Origin of the sequence: Bradyrhizobium sp. LMG 9283, assembly GCF_045571415.1 — a bacterium.
In the GTDB taxonomy this organism is placed as follows: Bacteria; Pseudomonadota; Alphaproteobacteria; order Rhizobiales; family Xanthobacteraceae; genus Bradyrhizobium.
In genome coordinates this window covers 8,523,646-8,539,967 of the sequence record NZ_CP120691.1, presented here as the reverse complement: position 1 = coordinate 8,539,967, position 16,322 = coordinate 8,523,646, and the positions used below count along the sequence as shown (strand labels likewise).

Below are 16,322 nucleotides of genomic sequence, written 5' to 3'. Positions count from 1 at the left end.
ATCGATTTCGATCGCATGCATCGGCATGCAACAAAGTGCATGTTTGGTGTCGAATCGCTCTTGCCTCGGAACGATACTGCCATTACCCATTTTTCGGCCTTGAAGAGGCAGGGGGAGCTCTTTCACTGATGGCGACTGTGTTCGAACATCGGCGCGACGCTGCGTGCGCCTGAAAGAGTCTTGATGCTGCTTGTCGTCGAACAGTTCTTGAACGGATTGCAGTTCGGCCTGCTGCTGTTCCTGCTCGCCGCGGGCCTGACGCTGGTGTTCGGGATCATGGATCTCGTCAACCTCGCGCACGGCTCGCTCTACATGATGGGCGCCTATTTTGCCGCGACCTTTGCGGCCTGGACCGGCAGCTTCCTGCTCGGCGCGCTGATGGCGTTAGGGGCCACGCTGGTGCTCGGGATCGTGCTGGAGGTGACGGCGCTGCGGCACCTCTATGGCCGCGATCATCTCGACCATGTGCTCGCGACCTTCGGCCTGATCCTGTTCTTCAACGAGGCCGTGCGGCTGATCTGGGGCCCGGCGGGCCTGGCGCTGCCTTTGCCGGCCTGGCTCACGGTGCCGGCGCCGATCCTGCCCGGCATTCACTATCCCGCCTATCGCCTCGCCATCATCGTGGTTGCGCTGCTGGTCGCGCTGCTGCTCTATCTCGGCGTGATGCGAACCCGCATCGGCATGCTGATCCGTGCCGGCGCCTCTAACCGCGAGATGATCGGCGCGCTCGGCATCAACATCAAGCTGCTCTACACCCTGGTGTTCGGCTTGGGAGCCGCGCTCGCGGGCCTCGCCGGTCTGATGCAGGCGCCGATCCTCACCGTGCAGATCGGCATGGGCGAGAACATCCTGATCCTCGCCTTCGTCATCATCGTGATCGGCGGCATCGGCTCGATCCGCGGCGCGTTCCTCGCCGCGATCTTCGTCGGCATGATCGACACGCTCGGCCGTGCCTTCCTGCCGAACTTGTTGCGCCAGGTGCTGAGCGGCGCCGCCGCCTCCACCGCCGCCCCGGCGCTGTCCTCCATGCTGATCTATCTCTTGATGGCGATCGTGCTGGTGGTGCGGCCGGAGGGGCTGTTTCCGGCCCACCGTCGATGAAGGGTCTGAGCGTGAGCAAGGCCGTCACGGCCCTGATGCTGGCGGGCCTCGTGCTGCTGCCGCTCTATTCGCAGCTGACCGGCAACATCTTCATCCTGACGCTGTTCACCCGCATCGTCATCCTGGCGCTGGCGGCGGCGAGCCTCAACCTCATCATGGGTTTTGGCGGCATGATGAGCTTTGGTCATGCCGCCTATCTCGGCATCGGCGGCTACGCCGTCGGCATGCTCGCGCAGGAAGGCGTAGGATCCGGTTTCATCCAGTTTCCGGTCGCGCTCGCGGCCTCCGCGATCTATGCGCTCGTGATCGGCGCGCTCTCTTTGCGCACCCGCGGCGTCTATTTCATCATGATCACGCTCGCCTTCGCGCAGATGGCCTATTACGTCGCCTCGGGCCTCGCGCGCTACGGCGGTGATGACGGCCTGACCATCTACAAGCGCAGCGACTTCTCAGGGCTGATCGACCTGTCGAACCGCACGCAGTTCTATTATCTCTGCCTCGCCTGCCTGTTCGGCGTCATCTTCCTGATCTGGCGCATCGTCAATTCGCGCTTCGGCCTCGTCGTGCAGGGCCTGCGCTCCAACGAGCAGCGCATGCAGGCGATCGGCTTTCCGGCCAAGCGCTATCAGTTGGTCTGCTTCGTCATATCAGGCACGATGTGCGGCCTTGCCGGCGCGCTGCTCGCCAACAACACCGATTTCGTCAGCCCGGCCGTGATGTACTGGACGCGTTCCGGCGACCTCATGGTGATGGTGATCCTGGGCGGCATGGGCACGCTGTTCGGCCCGGTCATGGGCGCGGTGGTGTTCCTGCTGCTGGAAGAATTCCTGTCGCAGATCACAGAATACTGGGCGCTGATCATGGGTCCGCTGCTGCTGCTCATCGTCCTGTTCGGCCGCGGCGGCATCGTGGGCGTGCTCGGGAGGGCTGGCCGTGGCTGAACCCCTGCTCCGCGTCGAAAACCTGGTGCGCCGCTTCGGCGGCATCATGGCGACCGACAACGTCTCGCTCGACGTCGCCAGCGGCGAGCTGCACGCCATCATCGGTCCGAACGGCGCCGGTAAAACCACGCTGATCAGCCAGCTCACCGGACATCTCGCGCCGCATGCCGGCAGCGTCTCGCTGGCCGGGCGCGACATCACCTATCTGCCGGCCTATCGCCGCTGCGCGCTCGGCCTTGCGCGCTCGTTCCAGATCACCTCGCTGCTGCTCGACTTCACCGCCGCGGATAATGTCGCGCTGGCGGCGCAGGCGCATGCCGGCACCTCGTTCCGCTTCTTCGCCAATGCGCGCAAGGAGAAGGGCCTGCGCGATGCCGCCCATGCCGCGCTCGACCGCGTCGGTCTCGGCCATCGCGCCGATGTCGTGGTGAACAGGCTCAGCCATGGCGAGCGGCGCGAGCTCGAGCTTGCGGTCGCGCTCGCGAGCAAGCCGAAGCTGCTGCTGCTGGACGAGCCGATGGCCGGTCTCGGCGTCACCGAATCCCAGCGCATGGTGAAACTGCTCCAGGAGCTGCGCAAAGAAGTCTCGATCGTGCTGGTCGAGCACGACATGCCGGCGGTGTTCGCGCTTGCCGACCGCATCTCGGTGCTGGTCTATGGCCGCGTCATCGCCTCCGGCGATCCGGCCGCGATCCGCGCCAATGAAGAGGTCAGACGCGCCTATCTCGGCGACCAGCATGTGGTGACGCACCATGGCTGACACGCTGCTCGACGTCGACGGCATCGAGACCTGTTACGGCCTCTCCCAGGTTCTGTTCGGCCTGTCGCTGTCGATCAAGCCGGGCGAGATGGTCTCGCTGATGGGCCGCAACGGCATGGGTAAGACCACGACCATCCGCTCCATCATGGGCCTGACGCCGGCACGCGCAGGCAGCATCCGCTTCGCTGGCGCCGAGGTGCGACAGCTTCCGTCCTACAGAATTGCAAAGCTCGGCGTCGGCCTCGTTCCCGAGGGACGCCAGATCTTCCCGAACCTCACCGTGCGCGAAAACCTCGTCGCCGCCGCTGCTGATCGCTTCGGCAGTAGCAATCCCTGGACGCTTGCCGCAATCTACGTGCTGTTCCCGCGCCTGGCCGAACGCGCCGCCAACATGGGCAACCAGCTCTCCGGCGGCGAGCAGCAGATGCTCGCGATCGGCCGCGCGCTGATGACCAACCCCAAGCTTCTGATTCTGGATGAAGCGACCGAGGGCCTCGCGCCCCTGATCCGCGAGGAGATCTGGAATTGCCTGTCGCTGCTCAAGAACCGGGGACAGTCGATCCTGGTCGTCGACAAGAACGTCGACCATCTCGCCCGCATCTGCGATCGCCACTACATCATCGAGCGCGGCAGAACCGTATGGAGCGGCACATCGAACCAGCTGATGGCCGCGCCGGATTTGCAGCACAAATATCTAGGGATTTGAGCCCCACCCTCTCCCGGTCGTTGCGAGCAGCCCAGCGACGAAGCAAATCCAGACCGTCCCCACGGAGAACGTCTGGATTGCTTCGCTTAGCTCGTAATGACGGAGGAGAGAGCTGGGGGCTCTTACCAATAAATCCCGTGCCGATGCAGCTCGCGAATGACGCGGGCTTCGACGGATGGCTGGCGGCGCCTTGGCTTTGTCGTTTCGGTCGCCCTGACCGTCGGCGCGGCGATTGATTGGGGGGCTGTTGCTGCGGGCGGAACAGTTGTGGCTGGCGTCGGCGCGGCCGTCGGCGTGTTGGTCGCTGTCTGGTCATTTGCCCGTGGCGTTGCTGGCGGAGCCTGTGTTGCAACCGCTGTGACCGGCTGCTCGATTGCCTGCTGGCTTGCATCTGTGGCGGCCAAGCTCAAGCTTCGCGATCCGCCGGCATGAACTTGCGTCGCCAGCAGCGACATCGCGGCAATCAGGATCAGCTTGCGCATGGAAATCCCCTCGTCTGGTCAGTCGGTCTTACTCAATCGCGCCAGCCGTTGGCTAACGCGCAAGATGGTGGGTGCCGATTTCGATCAGTGTGGACCGGCAGGAGAGGCGATAAATCAGACTGAACAACTGACTCAACATAATCGAACTCCATTGTTCATCTGGGGCGGCATTTTGCGCGCGCTTTCTTTCCACCGATTTTCGCCGCTATCGGAAAATGGCTTCGCGGGGCGGATTTTACGGTGTCGTCGGAACCCGGGGACGAAACGGCCTCACAGGACTGTGAGCGTCATCTGTCGTCATTCCGGGCCGGTCCGCAGGGCCGAACGCGGGATCTCGCTGCTCCGAGTCTGCTGCTTCGCACTATCCCGGAACGGTGGCGCCACCGCTCACAACACCTCGAAATATTCGCGATGCTCCCAGTCGGTCACCTCAGACAGGAAGCGATCGATCTCGGCGTTCTTGATGTGGGTGTAGTAGTCGACGAATTCGGCCCCGAGCTTCTCGCGGAAGAACGGGTCGTCCTTCAGCGCGGCGACCGCATCGCGCAAGCTTTTCGGCAGTAGCGGCGCTTTGGTCTCGTAGGGCGTGTCGGCCGAGGCGCCGGGATCGAGCTTGCGGTCGACGCCGTCGAGGCCTGAGAGAATCTGCGAGGCCATGTAGAGATAGGGATTGGCGGCGGGCTCGCCGATGCGGTTCTCCAGGCGCGTGGCGGCATCATTGGCGCCTCCGAGCACGCGGATCATCACGCCGCGATTGTCGCGGCCCCAGATCGCGCGGTCCGGGGCCAGCGAATAGGAACGATAGCGCTTGTAGCCGTTGATCGTCGGGGTCGTGAACACGGTCGACGCGCGAGCGTGGTCGAGCAGGCCGGCGAGATAGGCACGGCCGAACGCGCTGAGCGGCTCGCCTTCTGCATTCGCCATGAATTGGTTCTCGCCGCTCGTGCGCGAGACGATCGACTGATGCAGATGCCAACCGCTCGCGAACACGTTCGGCAGTTTTGGGCGGCACATGAAGGTGGCGTGATAGCCATGGCGGCGCGCGATCTGCTTCACGGCAGAGCGGAACAGCACCATGTTGTCGGCGGGCTCCAGCCCTTTCCTCGGCTGGAACGTGAATTCGCATTGGCTGGGTCCGAACTCGACCTCGACCGAGCGCAAGGGCAGCCCAAGCGCGACGATGTCACGCCGCAAAATCTCCAGCACCGGCTCCATCTGATCGAAGCGCTGCTCGGTGAGGTACTGATAGCCGTGGCTGAGCAGGCTCACCGACGGCGGCGTGCCCGGCTGCCCAGCGTCTTCCGCGCGCATGTGCGGGTCGTCGAGCCTGAAGATGTGGAATTCGACTTCGAGCCCCGCGACGAAATCGTAGCCGCGCGCGCCCAGCTCATCGAGCACGCTCTTGTAGAGCCCGCGCGTTGCGAACGGCACCGGGCGGCCGTCGTTGAAATAGAGGTCGCACAGCACCCAGCCCGTCGTTGGCGCCCAGGGCAGCACGCGAAACGTGGTGGGATCGGCGACCATCAGCACATCGGCCGCGCCCTCCATCTCCTTCATGCCGAACCCGCCGCCGGAGGTGAACACCGGGAATACCGTGCGATGTGAGGTGTCCTTGGCGAGCATGGTGGTGGTGATGGAGCAGCCACTCTCCAGCGACGCGAGAGCTTCGCTGGCGATGATGGTCTTGCCGCGCAAGATGCCGTGCTGGTCGGGGAAGGCGAGGCGGATGACCTCCAGGTTCCTTTCCTCGACGATGCGGCGCATGCGCGTCGCCGCATCCTTCTGCTCATCCGACCACAGCGCATGGCGCACGACGAAAGTCACTTTGGCATTCCTCCAGTCGTGAGGCGCGAAACTTGCACCACATTCTCCGTCATTGCGAGGAGCGCTTGCGACGAAGCAATCCAGAGTCCCTCCAGAGAGGCAACCTGGATTGCTTCGCTACGCTCGCAATGACGAGGATAGGCCGGCACCCTTATTCCGCCGCTGTCAGCCGATGCACCTTGCCTTCAATCTCCTCCGGCACCGGCGCGGTCCAGGGCGCGCCGCGGCGGCGCTTGACGTCGACTTCCATCCAGTAGGTCTCCCAGCCCCGCGTCGGCCCGATGCCGTCCATGGTCGCCGGACCCTGGATGCTGCGCGCGTTGGCCTCGTCCAGGAACAGCATCGGCTTCTCGCCGCCCGCAACCTTCTCGATCTCCTGCCGCAGCAGGCGGCGATACTGCACGATCGCCTTGTCGGATTGTCCGAGATGCTCCTTGGTGCGGTCCTGGATCGCGCCCATCGACTCCACCGCCCATTGGTCGTGGACGTTGATGTCGTGGCCCATGCCGGTATAGGTCGCGGTCTGCTGCTCGTGCGGATCGAAACCGTAATCGTTGCTGCGGTTCTTGCGCGATTTGTAGTCGGGCAGCTCATAGAGTTCGAGCCGCTGCTCGCGCATCTTCTGCTTGTCGACTGGGTTCGAATAGCTGGTGAAGATCGCGTACCAGTAGCAGTTCTCGTCATCGATAGGCACATGCCATTGCGTGATCGTCATCTCCGTGCTCATCGGGATGACGAAGCCGTGCGGGAACAGCTGGTTGGTGACGCGCACATGCGTCCGCTCCTCGTCGATCTCGCGCAGCGCGATCAGCCTGAGGCCATATTCGGTGTGCTCTACATTGATGATCGGGCGGTCGTATTCGCGCAGGATCTTCGTCATTGGCAGGTCGGATCCCGCGGACGCCCCGCGAAATTGCTTGCCGTAGGCGGTGGAGGTGTCCTCGTCCTCGAAGAAGCGGTGCAGAAAGGAGGCGTGGGCGGGATCGATGCCAACTTCGAGCGCCTGCAGCCAGTTGCAGGCCATGTGGCCTTTGAATGCAAAGGTGTGCGTGCCGGGTGCGACGAAGCAGTCGATCTCCGGGAATGCGGGCGGTTCACCCTCGCCAAGATAAGCCCATAGGATGCCGCTCTTCTCCACCACTGGATAGGAGCGCTGGCGGATGTTCTGGCAGAGCTTTGAATCCTTCGGCTCGGCCGGCGTCTCGATGCATTGGCCGGTGGCGTCGAACAGCCAGCCATGGAAGGCGCAGCGCAGGCCGCCATGCTCTAATCGGCCGAAAGCGAGGTCGGCGCCGCGATGCGCACAATGGCGGTCGATCAGGCCGTAGCGCCCCTGTTCGTCGCGAAACAGCACCAGGTTCTCGCCCAGCAGTCTGACGGGACGGATCGGCCGCGCGCCCTCCAGCTCATCCACCAGCGCCGCCGGCTGCCAATAGCTCCGCATCAGCTTGCCGCAGGGGTCCTTCGGCCCGGTGCGGGTGATCAGGTCGTTCTGCTCCTGGCTCATCATGGCGCGTGCATCCTTGTGGAGTGGCGATTGTTCGCCTATTGAACGAATGGGCGAATTATGACATGCCTTGCACCAGCAGCAAGCACTATTTTGCAGGATTGTCCCGAAGCCATGCCCAAGCTGAAGCGCAGCGAGAGCGACGAGCGCGCGACGGACTTCGTCGAAAGCCTCGATCGCGGCCTGCGGCTGCTGCAGTGCTTCGGCACCGCCGCCGGCCCGATGACGCTGAGCGACCTCGCCCGCGCCGCCGATCTGCCACGCGCCACCGCGCGGCGCATGCTGTTCACGCTCCAGCGCGGCGGTTACGTCTCCGGCGATGGCAAGCTGTTCTCGCTGACGCCGCATGTGCTGACGTTGGCCGCATCATATTTGCGCTCAAACCAGATCATTGCCCTGCTTCAACCCGTGCTCGACCGCATCGCGACCGCGGCGCAGGAAATCTCTTCGCTGGCGGTGCTCGACGGTGACGATGTCGTGTTCATCGCCCGCGGCGGCCCGACGCGGGTGTTCTCGAGCGGATTGGAGATCGGCTACCGCCTGCCGGCCTTCTGCACCTCGGTCGGCCGCGCCATGTTGGGGCAGTTCGGCGATACCGATCTCGCGGCGCGCCTGAATGCGATGAATCGCGAGGCGCTGACGCCGCAGACGGTGACCGATCCGAAGGTGCTGCTCGCGCGCATCACAGCCGACCGCGCGCAGGGTTATTCCCTGGTCGACCGCGAGGCCGAGCCGCATTTCCGCTCGATCTCGGTCCCCGTCCGCCGCTACGACGGCGTGATCGTCGCCGCCATCAACATGGGCGCGCATGTCGATCGCGTGCCGGCGCAGGAACTGATCGACCGCTTCCTACCACTGTTGCGAGAAGGCGCCGAGGCGGTGCATTCGCAGCTTTTGTAGCTGTTCCCGCCGCCGCGAAGCCGGTGCTATAATCGTCGCCAGCACAAGAGAACAGGGAGGCCACCATGAACCACACCATGGTTCCCAGTGATCGCGTGGAGCACGTCGCCGTCTACGGACGCGACGGCACGAAGCTCGGCACGATCGAGCGACTGATGCTCGACAAGATGAGCGGAACGGTCGCCTATGCCGTGATCAAGACCGGCGGGCTGCTCGGGACACGTCACCATTATCCGCTCCAGTGGAGCGCGCTGAAATACGATCCAGGACGGCAGGCGTTCCAGATCGAGTCGACGCTGGAGGAGCTCAGCAGCGGCCCGTGCGAGTTCGACGGCGACGCGTTCGACTGGGGCGATCGCTCGCGGCCGTACCCGCATCCGCATTACTGGTCGATCTAGCGGCGTCGGACGTATTGCAGCCCCGGTGAGCGAAGCGATACCCGGGAAGCCAAGACCCCGGATGTCGCTTCGCTCATCCGGGCCACGCCCCGGTAAGCAGCGTCACGGCCGGTTGCGCATCCAATCGGCAAGACCGGACAGCGCCTTGTCGAGAGCCTGACGCGCGGTGCTATCCGTCACCGTCTCTTCCAGCGCGCCGCGCATGCAGAGCATCCACGCGTCGCGCTCGGCGTCGCCGATGGCGAAGCCGAAATGGCGTTGGCGCAGCCGCGGATGGCCCTTCTCAACGGAGTAAAGCCGCGGGCCGCCGGTCCATTCGGTGAGATAGCGTTTCAGCACGTCCCTGATCAGGCCGAGATCGGCCGCATGCATGGTGCGGATCACCTTCGTCTCCGGCAGCGTATCCATGCGGTCGTAGAACCGGTCGACGAGACGATCGATCGTGGCGCTGCCGCCGATCCGCTCGAACATGGAGGTTGCGGTGGTGCTGTCGGTCATCTCTACAGCGCCACACTCCGCAGCCCGAAGCTGCGTGCTTCGTTCTGCAGCACAGGCCGCACCGCGTCGATCAGCCGCGCAGCAGCGGCATCGATCGACAGTCCCGCGGTATCCACCACCGCCGTCGCCCGCGAATACAGCGGCTCGCGGCTCAAGAGGATGTTGCGCAGTTCCGCCATTGCGGAGCGATCATCCGCCATCGGGCGCAGGTCGCCCTGGCGGCGCACGCGCGCCATGTGCTCCTCGGGCTCGGCCTTCAGCCAAATCGTGTAAAACGAGGTCAGGACCTGATCGAAGGTCAGCAGCTCGGAGACGATGCCGCCACCGGTTGCCAGCACCATCAGCTCGTTGCGTGCGAGCAGCTGCTGCAGCGCCGCCTGCTCCATGCGGCGAAAGCCTTCCTGGCCGTAGAGCGCGATGATCTCGGCGACCGAGAGCCCGTTCTGCTGCTCGACCTCCTTGTTGAGCTCGACGAAGCTCCAGCCGATCTTCTTTGCCAGCATCCGCCCAAGCGTGGACTTGCCGGCGCCGCGCAGGCCGATCAGCGCGATGCCGCAGAATGGAGCGCGTCGCGGCGCGGAGGCGCTGCCGCCGGCGAGCAGATCCTTTGCTTGCGCGATCTGGCTAGGGGTCGCCTTGCGCAGGAGGTCGCGGAACATCTGCCAGTCCGGCGTCGGATCGCCGCTAGGCAGCAGGTCCTCGAGGTGTGCGCCCATCGCGTCGGAGACGCGGCGCAGCAGCACGATGGAGACGTTGCCCTTGCCGCTTTCGAGCTGCGCGATGTAGCGCTCCGAAATCCCTGATACCTTGGCGAGCACTTTGCGCGACATGCCGCGCAGTGCGCGCATGGTGCGCACACGCTGGCCGAGCTGTTCGAGGAAGCGGGATTCGGCGTCGGGACTTTCGGTCATGAGCCTTCTTTAGCGGATGTCCTGCGGCGCGTTTTAATGAAACATAGTGCCTGCTGGCATTGACAGCAAGCCGCCGTGGTGTCTTTCTATGAATTATAATTCTAAATTCCGGGAGACGACCGTGAGCGAGGGATCCTATAACGCGGTGACCTGGCTGCTCGACCGTAACGTCGAGGAGGGCCGCGGCAGCAAGCTTGCCTTCGACGACACCGTCTCGCGACTCACCTATGGCGAGCTCCAGCAACAGACCCGGCGCGCCGCCAACATGTTGCGCCGGCTCGGCGTCCGCCGCGAGGAGCGCGTGGCGATGATCATGCTTGATACGGTCGACTTCCCGATCGTGTTCCTGGGCGCGATCCGCGCCGGCATCGTGCCGGTGCCGCTCAACACGCTGCTGACTGCGGACCAATACGCCTACATCCTCGCCGATTGCCGGGCGCGGGTGCTGTTCGTTTCCGAAGCGCTCTATCCCGTCATCAAGGACGTGGTCGGCCGCATGCCCGATCTCGAGCATGTCGTTGTCTCCGGCGCCAAGCAGAACGGCCACAAGCAGCTCGCCGAGGAGCTCTCAGGCGAGAGCGATCAGTTCACCACCGCCGCGACGCATCCCGACGAGCCGGCCTTCTGGCTGTACTCGTCCGGCTCGACCGGCATGCCCAAGGGCGTGCGCCATCTGCATTCGAATCTGCAGGCAACGGCGGACACCTACGCCAAACAGGTGCTCGGCATTCGCGAGAGCGATGTCTGCCTGTCGGCGGCAAAGCTGTTCTTCGCCTATGGTCTCGGCAACGCACTGACCTTCCCGATGTCGGTCGGCGCCAGCGTGATTCTGAACAGCGAGCGTCCGACGCCGGCGCGCATGTTCGACCTGATGAACCGCTACAATCCCTCGATCTTCTACGGCGTGCCGACGCTGTTCGCGGCCATGCTCAACGACGAGACCATGAAGGCCGAGCGCGGCGGCAAGGCCCTGCGCATCTGCACTTCGGCCGGCGAGGCGCTGCCGAAGTCCGTAGGCCTTGCCTGGAAGGCGCGCTTTGGCGTCGACATCCTTGACGGCGTCGGCTCGACCGAGCTGCTGCACATCTTTCTCTCGAACGCGCCCGGCGACATCAAGTACGGCACGTCAGGCAAGCCGGTGCCGGGCTATGCGGTGCGGCTGGTCAACGAGGCCGGCCAGGATGTGGCCGACGGCGAGGTCGGCGAATTGCTGGTCGATGCGCCTTCCGCTGGCGAGGGTTATTGGAATCAGCGCCACAAGAGTCGCCGCACATTTGAAGGGCTGTGGACCCGCACCGGTGACAAATACATCCGCGACTCGGACGGTCGCTACACCTTCTGCGGCCGCGCCGACGACATGTTCAAGGTCTCCGGCATCTGGGTCTCGCCTTTCGAGGTCGAGAGCGCGCTGATCACGCATCCGGCCGTGCTGGAGGCCGCCGTCGTGCCCGAAGCCGATCCGGAAGGCCTGCTCAAGCCAAAGGCCTTCGTCGTGCTGCGTCCCGGCGCGACGACGACGGACTTGCAGGAGATGCTGAAGGAGCACGTCAAGCAGAAGATCGGCCCGTGGAAATATCCGCGCTGGATCGATGTGGTGGACTCGCTGCCGAAGACCGCGACGGGCAAGATTCAGCGGTTCAAGCTGCGCGAAGGCGCGAATTGAGCGTGCGGACTGCACTTGCTCCCCCTCCCCTGGAGGGGGAAGGTCGATCGCGCGCAGCGCGAGCGGGGTGGGGTGATCTCTCCATTCGGGCACCGCATCCTTGGAGAGACTGTCACCCCACCCCGGCTCACATCTCGCTGCGCTCGATGTGAGCCGACCCTCCCCCTCCAGTGGAGGGTGCAGACGGAGCGAACAGGAATACGGAGCGAACAGGAATAAGGCCATGACCAACCTCGCCCCCACGGGCTTCCTCACGATCGGCAACACCAGCCTCGAATACAAATGGCTTGCGCCGCAGGCCGCCGACGCCCCCACCATCGTCATGCTCCACGAAGGCCTCGGCTCGGCCGGCCTCTGGGGCGATTTTCCGGAAAAGCTGCAGCAGGCGACCGGCGCCGGCATCTTCGTCTACTCGCGCGCAGGCTACGGTCAGTCGAGCCCGGTCGCGCTGCCACGACCGCTCGATTACATGCATCGTGAGGCACTCGACGTGTTGCCGAAGCTGCTCGATGCGATCGGCTTCAAGCGTGGCCTCCTGCTCGGCCATTCCGACGGTGCTTCGATTGCCACGATCTATGCCGGTTCACATCAGGATCATCGCCTGACCGGTCTGGTGCTGATCGCGCCGCATTTCATCGTTGAGGACATCTCGGTGAAATCCATCGCCGCGATCAAGACGACGTTCGAGATCACGGATCTCAAGACAAAACTGGCGCGCTGGCACAAGGACGTCGACAACGCCTTCTACGGCTGGAATGGCGCCTGGCTCGATCCAAAATTCCGCGATTGGGATATCTCCGAATATCTCGCCTATATCCGCGTGCCCGTCATGGTCGTGCAGGGCGTCGACGACCAATACGGGACACTGCGCCAGGCCGAGATCGCGCAGGAGGAATGTTATTGCCCGGTCGACCTGACGATCATCGCAGGCGCAGCGCATTCCCCGCATCGCGAGGCGCCGGTGCCGACGCTCGACGCGATCGTGCAGTTCGCAAAGGCCGCCTTTCGGGATGATCCGGGACTTCAGGCGGCATGAGGCGCATCTCGGGTGGGTGCCGCCTCAGATGAAGCAAAGTGCATATATGGCCTAGATTTGGTCTAGACTTGTCTAAGAAGATGCACTATTGTGCATCTAACGCTCAAGCCTAAACGCATAATCAAGCTCAGGGATGACCCATGGCCGGGGAAGATCGGCGCCTCGCAGGCGGCGCGACATTCATCGATTTCCAGACCGAACCGTCCCGCTACAGGCATTGGAAGCTCGCGGTCGATGGCGACGTCGCGACGCTGACCATGGACGTCGACGAGAACGGCGGCCTGTTCGAGGGCTACCTGCTCAAGCTCAACTCTTACGACCTCGGCGTCGACATCGAGCTTGCCGACGCGATCCAGCGCCTGCGCTTCGAGCATCCCGAGGTGAAGGTCGTGGTTATGCGCTCGGCCAAGAACCGCGTGTTCTGCGCCGGCGCCAACATCCGCATGCTCGCGGGCTCGACGCACGCTCACAAGGTCAACTTCTGCAAGTTCACCAACGAGACCCGCAATGGCATGGAAGACTCCTCGGAGAATTCCGGCCAGCGCTTCATCACCGTGGTGAACGGCTCGGCGGCCGGCGGCGGCTATGAGCTGGCACTCGCGACCGACCACATCATCCTCGCCGATGATGGCGCCTCTGCCGTCGCCCTGCCGGAAGTGCCATTGCTCGCGGTGCTGCCGGGCACCGGCGGCCTCACCCGGGTCGTCGACAAGCGCAAGGTTCGCCGCGACCACGCCGATTTCTTCTGCACCATTGAGGAAGGCGTGAAAGGCAAGCGCGCCGTGCAATGGCGCCTCGTCGACGAGATCGCGCCGAACTCGAAGCTGGAAGCCAAGATTGCCGAGCGCGCCAGGGAATTCGCGGCCGCTTCGAAGCGCAAGGGCAGCGGCAAGGGCATCGCGCTGACGCCGCTCAGGCGCTTGATCGACGAGACCAGCATTCGTTACGGTTTCGTCACCGTCGACATCGACCGTGCGGCTCGCATCGCCACCATCTCGATCAAGGCGCCGGAAGCGGCGCCGCCGGCCGACATCGACGGCATGATGGCGCTAGGAGCGTCGTTCTGGCCGCTCCAGGTCGCGCGCGAGCTCGACGACGCCATCCTTCACTTGCGCATCAACGAGCTCGAGATCGCGATGTTGGTGTTCAAGAGCCATGGCGATCGTGCCCATGTGCTTGCCAGCGACGCCTTCCTCGAAGCCAACAAGGCGCACTGGCTGGTCAACGAGATCAGGCATTACTGGAAGCGCGTGCTCAAGCGCATCGACGTCACCTCGCGCACGCTGGTGACGCTGGTCGAGCCCGGCTCCTGCTTTGCCGGCACGCTCGCCGAGCTCGTCTTCGCCGCCGACCGCTCCTACATGCTGATCGGCACGCGTCAGGGCGACAACCGCCCGCCGCCGTCGATAGAGCTGTCCGCGATGAATTTCGGCCCGTATCCGATGAGCCACGGACTGACGCGGCTTCAGTCACGTTTCCAGGCCGATCCGTCGGACGTGGAGCGCGCGGAAGCCACGCTCGGCACCGCGCTCGACGCCGAGCAGGCGGAAGAGCTCGGCCTCGTCACCTTCGCGCTCGACGACATCGACTGGGACGACGAGGTCCGCGTGTTCCTCGAGGAGCGCGCCAGCTTCTCGCCCGACAGTCTCACCGGCATGGAAGCGAGCCTCCGCTTCGTCGGTCCCGAGACGATGGAATCGAAAATCTTCGCGCGCCTCACCGCCTGGCAGAACTGGATCTTCCAGCGTCCGAATGCGGTCGGCGAGGAAGGCGCGCTGCGCCGCTACGGCAGCGGCCAGAAGCCGAAATTCGATATGACGCGGGTGTAACGACTTTCGTGTCCCGGGCGCGGCGCAGCACGAAGTGATGCGACGCTGAGCCGGGACCCAGACGGATCAGATATAGGTCCCGGCTCAGCAGTGCAGCACTTCGCGCCGCACCGCGTCCGGGACACGAGACCGATCAAGGAGCACGGCCATGAATATGAACATCATGAACGTCGACTACTCGACCAAGATTCCCAACAACGTGAATCTCGCCGAAGACCGCCAGGTGCTGAAAGCGCTGGAAGGCTGGCATCCCGGCTACATGGACTGGTGGAGCGACATGGGGCCGGAGGGCTTCCAGGAATCACTGGTCTATTTGCGCACCGCCTATTCGGTCGATCCGCGCGGCTGGGCCAAATTCGACTATGTCCGCATGCCCGAATATCGCTGGGGCATCCTCCTTGCTCCCCAGGAGGAGAACCGCGTCGTTCCGTTCGGCGAGCATTATGGCGAGCCGGCCTGGCAGGAAGTCCCGGGTGAGCATCGCGCCATGCTGCGCCGCCTGATCGTGATCCAGGGCGACACCGAGCCGGCCTCGGTCGAGCAGCAGCGCCATCTCGGCAAGACCGCGCCCTCGCTCTACGACATGCGCAATTTGTTCCAGGTCAATGTCGAGGAAGGCCGCCACCTCTGGGCGATGGTCTATCTGCTGCAGAAATATTTCGGCCGCGACGGCCGTGAAGAAGCCGACGATTTGTTGCGCCGCCGCTCCGGCGATGCCGACGCGCCGCGCATGCTGGGCGCCTTCAACGAGGCGACGCCGGACTGGCTGTCCTTCTTCATGTTCACCTACTTCACCGACCGCGACGGCAAGATGCAGCTGCACAGCCTCGCGCAGTCCGGCTTCGATCCCTTGTCGCGCACCTGCCGCTTCATGCTCACGGAAGAAGCGCACCACATGTTCGTCGGCGAGACCGGCATCACCCGCGTCGTGCAGCGCACCTGCGATGCAATGAAGCAAGCCTGCATCACCGATCCCACCGACATCGCCAAGGTGCGCGCACTCGGGGTGATCGATCTTCCGACCATCCAGAAAAAGCTGAACCTGCACTATACGCTGTCGCTCGATCTGTTCGGCTCGGAGGTCTCGACCAATGCGGCCAACGCCTTCAACGCCGGCATCAAGGGCCGCTATCACGAGACCCAGATCGAGGACGATCATCAGCTCAAGAACTCGACCTATCCGGTGCTCAAGCTGATCAACGGCGAAGCCAAGCTGGTCGACGAGCCGGCGCTGACCGCGCTCAACATGCGCCTGCGCGACGACTACAGCCAGGATTGCATCAAGGGCATGCTGCGCTGGAACAAGGTGATCTCGACCGCGGGCTACGACTTCAAGCTGACGCTGCCCAATGTCGCCTTCCACCGCCACATTGGCGAGTTCAAGGACGTGCACGCTACGCCCGACGGCATCCTGATCGACGAGGCCACTTGGGCCAAGCGCAAGGACGAATGGCTGCCCTCGGCCAGCGACGGCGATTTCATCACCTCATTGATGCAGCCTGTCACCGAGGTCGGCCAGTTCGCCTCCTGGATCTCGCCGCCCAAGGTCGGCATCGACAACAAGCCGGGCGATTTCGAGTACGTGAAGATCGAGTCGTAACTCTGTTACCTCTCCCAGCTTGCGGGGAGAGGTCGACGCGCAAAGCGCGGCGGGTGAGGGGGTACAGGTGCGGCAACAATCTCCCGTGCGGAGAGAGGCCCCTCACCCCAACCCTCTCCCCGTAAGAACGGGGCGAGGGGGCGCACCGCCCGTGCCGCGGACAGCC

The 16,322-nt window shown here is 64.2% G+C and carries 15 protein-coding genes; 10 read left to right on the top strand and 5 right to left on the bottom strand.

Annotation, left to right across the window (positions count from 1 at the left end; translation table 11 throughout):
- The first annotated feature begins 183 nt into the window (after nt 1-183).
- The 4 genes from P6U29_RS39845 to P6U29_RS39830 are packed head-to-tail and all read left to right on the top strand — an operon-like array spanning nt 184 to nt 3,508.
- The gene (locus P6U29_RS39845) at nt 184-1,101 is read left to right on the top strand and encodes a branched-chain amino acid ABC transporter permease (RefSeq protein ID WP_407115540.1); all 918 of its coding nucleotides are present in this window, start codon (nt 184-186) and stop codon (nt 1,099-1,101) included.
- Nucleotides 1,098-2,042 carry a branched-chain amino acid ABC transporter permease gene (locus P6U29_RS39840; RefSeq protein WP_407115539.1) on the top strand — a complete coding sequence of 315 codons (945 nt, stop codon included), beginning with the start codon at nt 1,098-1,100 and terminating at the stop codon, nt 2,040-2,042. Before P6U29_RS39845 ends, P6U29_RS39840 begins: the two co-directional genes overlap by 4 nt.
- Nucleotides 2,035-2,802: an ABC transporter ATP-binding protein gene (locus tag P6U29_RS39835; RefSeq protein WP_407115538.1), complete on the top strand. Its 768-nt coding sequence runs from the start codon at nt 2,035-2,037 to the stop codon at nt 2,800-2,802. The genes P6U29_RS39840 and P6U29_RS39835 overlap by 8 nt, the downstream gene beginning before the upstream one ends.
- Nucleotides 2,795-3,508, top strand: a complete 714-nt coding sequence (locus tag P6U29_RS39830; RefSeq protein WP_407115537.1) for an ABC transporter ATP-binding protein — start codon at nt 2,795-2,797, stop codon at nt 3,506-3,508. The genes P6U29_RS39835 and P6U29_RS39830 overlap by 8 nt, the downstream gene beginning before the upstream one ends.
- Nucleotides 3,509-3,630: 122 nt before the next feature.
- On the opposite strand, the gene P6U29_RS39825 is transcribed toward P6U29_RS39830, so the two are convergent.
- The 3 genes from P6U29_RS39825 to P6U29_RS39815 form a co-directional block, all read right to left on the bottom strand.
- Nucleotides 3,631-3,990: a hypothetical protein gene (locus tag P6U29_RS39825; RefSeq protein ID WP_407115536.1), complete on the bottom strand. Its 360-nt coding sequence runs from the start codon at nt 3,988-3,990 to the stop codon at nt 3,631-3,633.
- Nucleotides 3,991-4,377: 387 nt separating this feature from the next.
- Nucleotides 4,378-5,814 carry a glutamine synthetase family protein gene (locus P6U29_RS39820; protein ID WP_407115535.1) on the bottom strand — a complete coding sequence of 479 codons (1,437 nt, stop codon included), beginning with the start codon at nt 5,812-5,814 and terminating at the stop codon, nt 4,378-4,380.
- A 151-nt stretch (nt 5,815-5,965) separates the two neighbouring features.
- Complete coding sequence (locus P6U29_RS39815) at nt 5,966-7,324, bottom strand: Rieske 2Fe-2S domain-containing protein (protein WP_407115534.1); 1,359 nt, start codon at nt 7,322-7,324, stop codon at nt 5,966-5,968.
- Nucleotides 7,325-7,435: 111 nt separating this feature from the next.
- Here P6U29_RS39815 and P6U29_RS39810 point away from each other — a divergent pair, with 111 nt between their 5' ends.
- Together P6U29_RS39810 and P6U29_RS39805 are read left to right on the top strand one after the other, a co-directional pair.
- A complete protein-coding gene (locus P6U29_RS39810; RefSeq protein ID WP_407115532.1) occupies nt 7,436-8,221 on the top strand; it encodes an IclR family transcriptional regulator C-terminal domain-containing protein in 786 nt (261 codons plus the stop codon).
- A gap of 65 nt (nt 8,222-8,286) precedes the next feature.
- Nucleotides 8,287-8,619 (top strand): PRC-barrel domain-containing protein, encoded by a 333-nt coding sequence (locus tag P6U29_RS39805; protein ID WP_407115531.1) that lies wholly within the window; start codon nt 8,287-8,289, stop codon nt 8,617-8,619.
- 102 nt (nt 8,620-8,721) lie between these two features.
- On the opposite strand, the gene P6U29_RS39800 is transcribed toward P6U29_RS39805, so the two are convergent.
- The gene (locus P6U29_RS39800; RefSeq protein ID WP_407115530.1) at nt 8,722-9,117 is read right to left on the bottom strand and encodes a group II truncated hemoglobin; all 396 of its coding nucleotides are present in this window, start codon (nt 9,115-9,117) and stop codon (nt 8,722-8,724) included.
- Between the two features lie 2 nt (nt 9,118-9,119).
- A complete protein-coding gene (locus tag P6U29_RS39795; RefSeq protein ID WP_407115529.1) occupies nt 9,120-10,028 on the bottom strand; it encodes a helix-turn-helix transcriptional regulator in 909 nt (302 codons plus the stop codon).
- 121 nt (nt 10,029-10,149) lie between these two features.
- Between P6U29_RS39795 and P6U29_RS39790 the strand changes: the two genes are divergently transcribed.
- The 4 genes from P6U29_RS39790 to boxB all read left to right on the top strand — a co-directional run bounded on the left by P6U29_RS39790 (nt 10,150) and on the right by boxB (nt 16,156).
- Entirely contained in the window at nt 10,150-11,691 is a 1,542-nt protein-coding gene (locus P6U29_RS39790; protein ID WP_407115528.1) for a benzoate-CoA ligase family protein, read from the top strand.
- Between the two features lie 223 nt (nt 11,692-11,914).
- Nucleotides 11,915-12,727, top strand: a complete 813-nt coding sequence (locus P6U29_RS39785) for an alpha/beta fold hydrolase (RefSeq protein WP_407115527.1) — start codon at nt 11,915-11,917, stop codon at nt 12,725-12,727.
- Between the two features lie 140 nt (nt 12,728-12,867).
- A complete protein-coding gene (gene boxC, locus P6U29_RS39780; RefSeq protein ID WP_407115526.1) occupies nt 12,868-14,556 on the top strand; it encodes a 2,3-epoxybenzoyl-CoA dihydrolase in 1,689 nt (562 codons plus the stop codon).
- Nucleotides 14,557-14,704: 148 nt separating this feature from the next.
- A complete protein-coding gene (boxB, locus tag P6U29_RS39775; protein ID WP_407115525.1) occupies nt 14,705-16,156 on the top strand; it encodes a benzoyl-CoA 2,3-epoxidase subunit BoxB in 1,452 nt (483 codons plus the stop codon).
- The last annotated feature ends 166 nt before the right edge of the window (nt 16,157-16,322 follow it).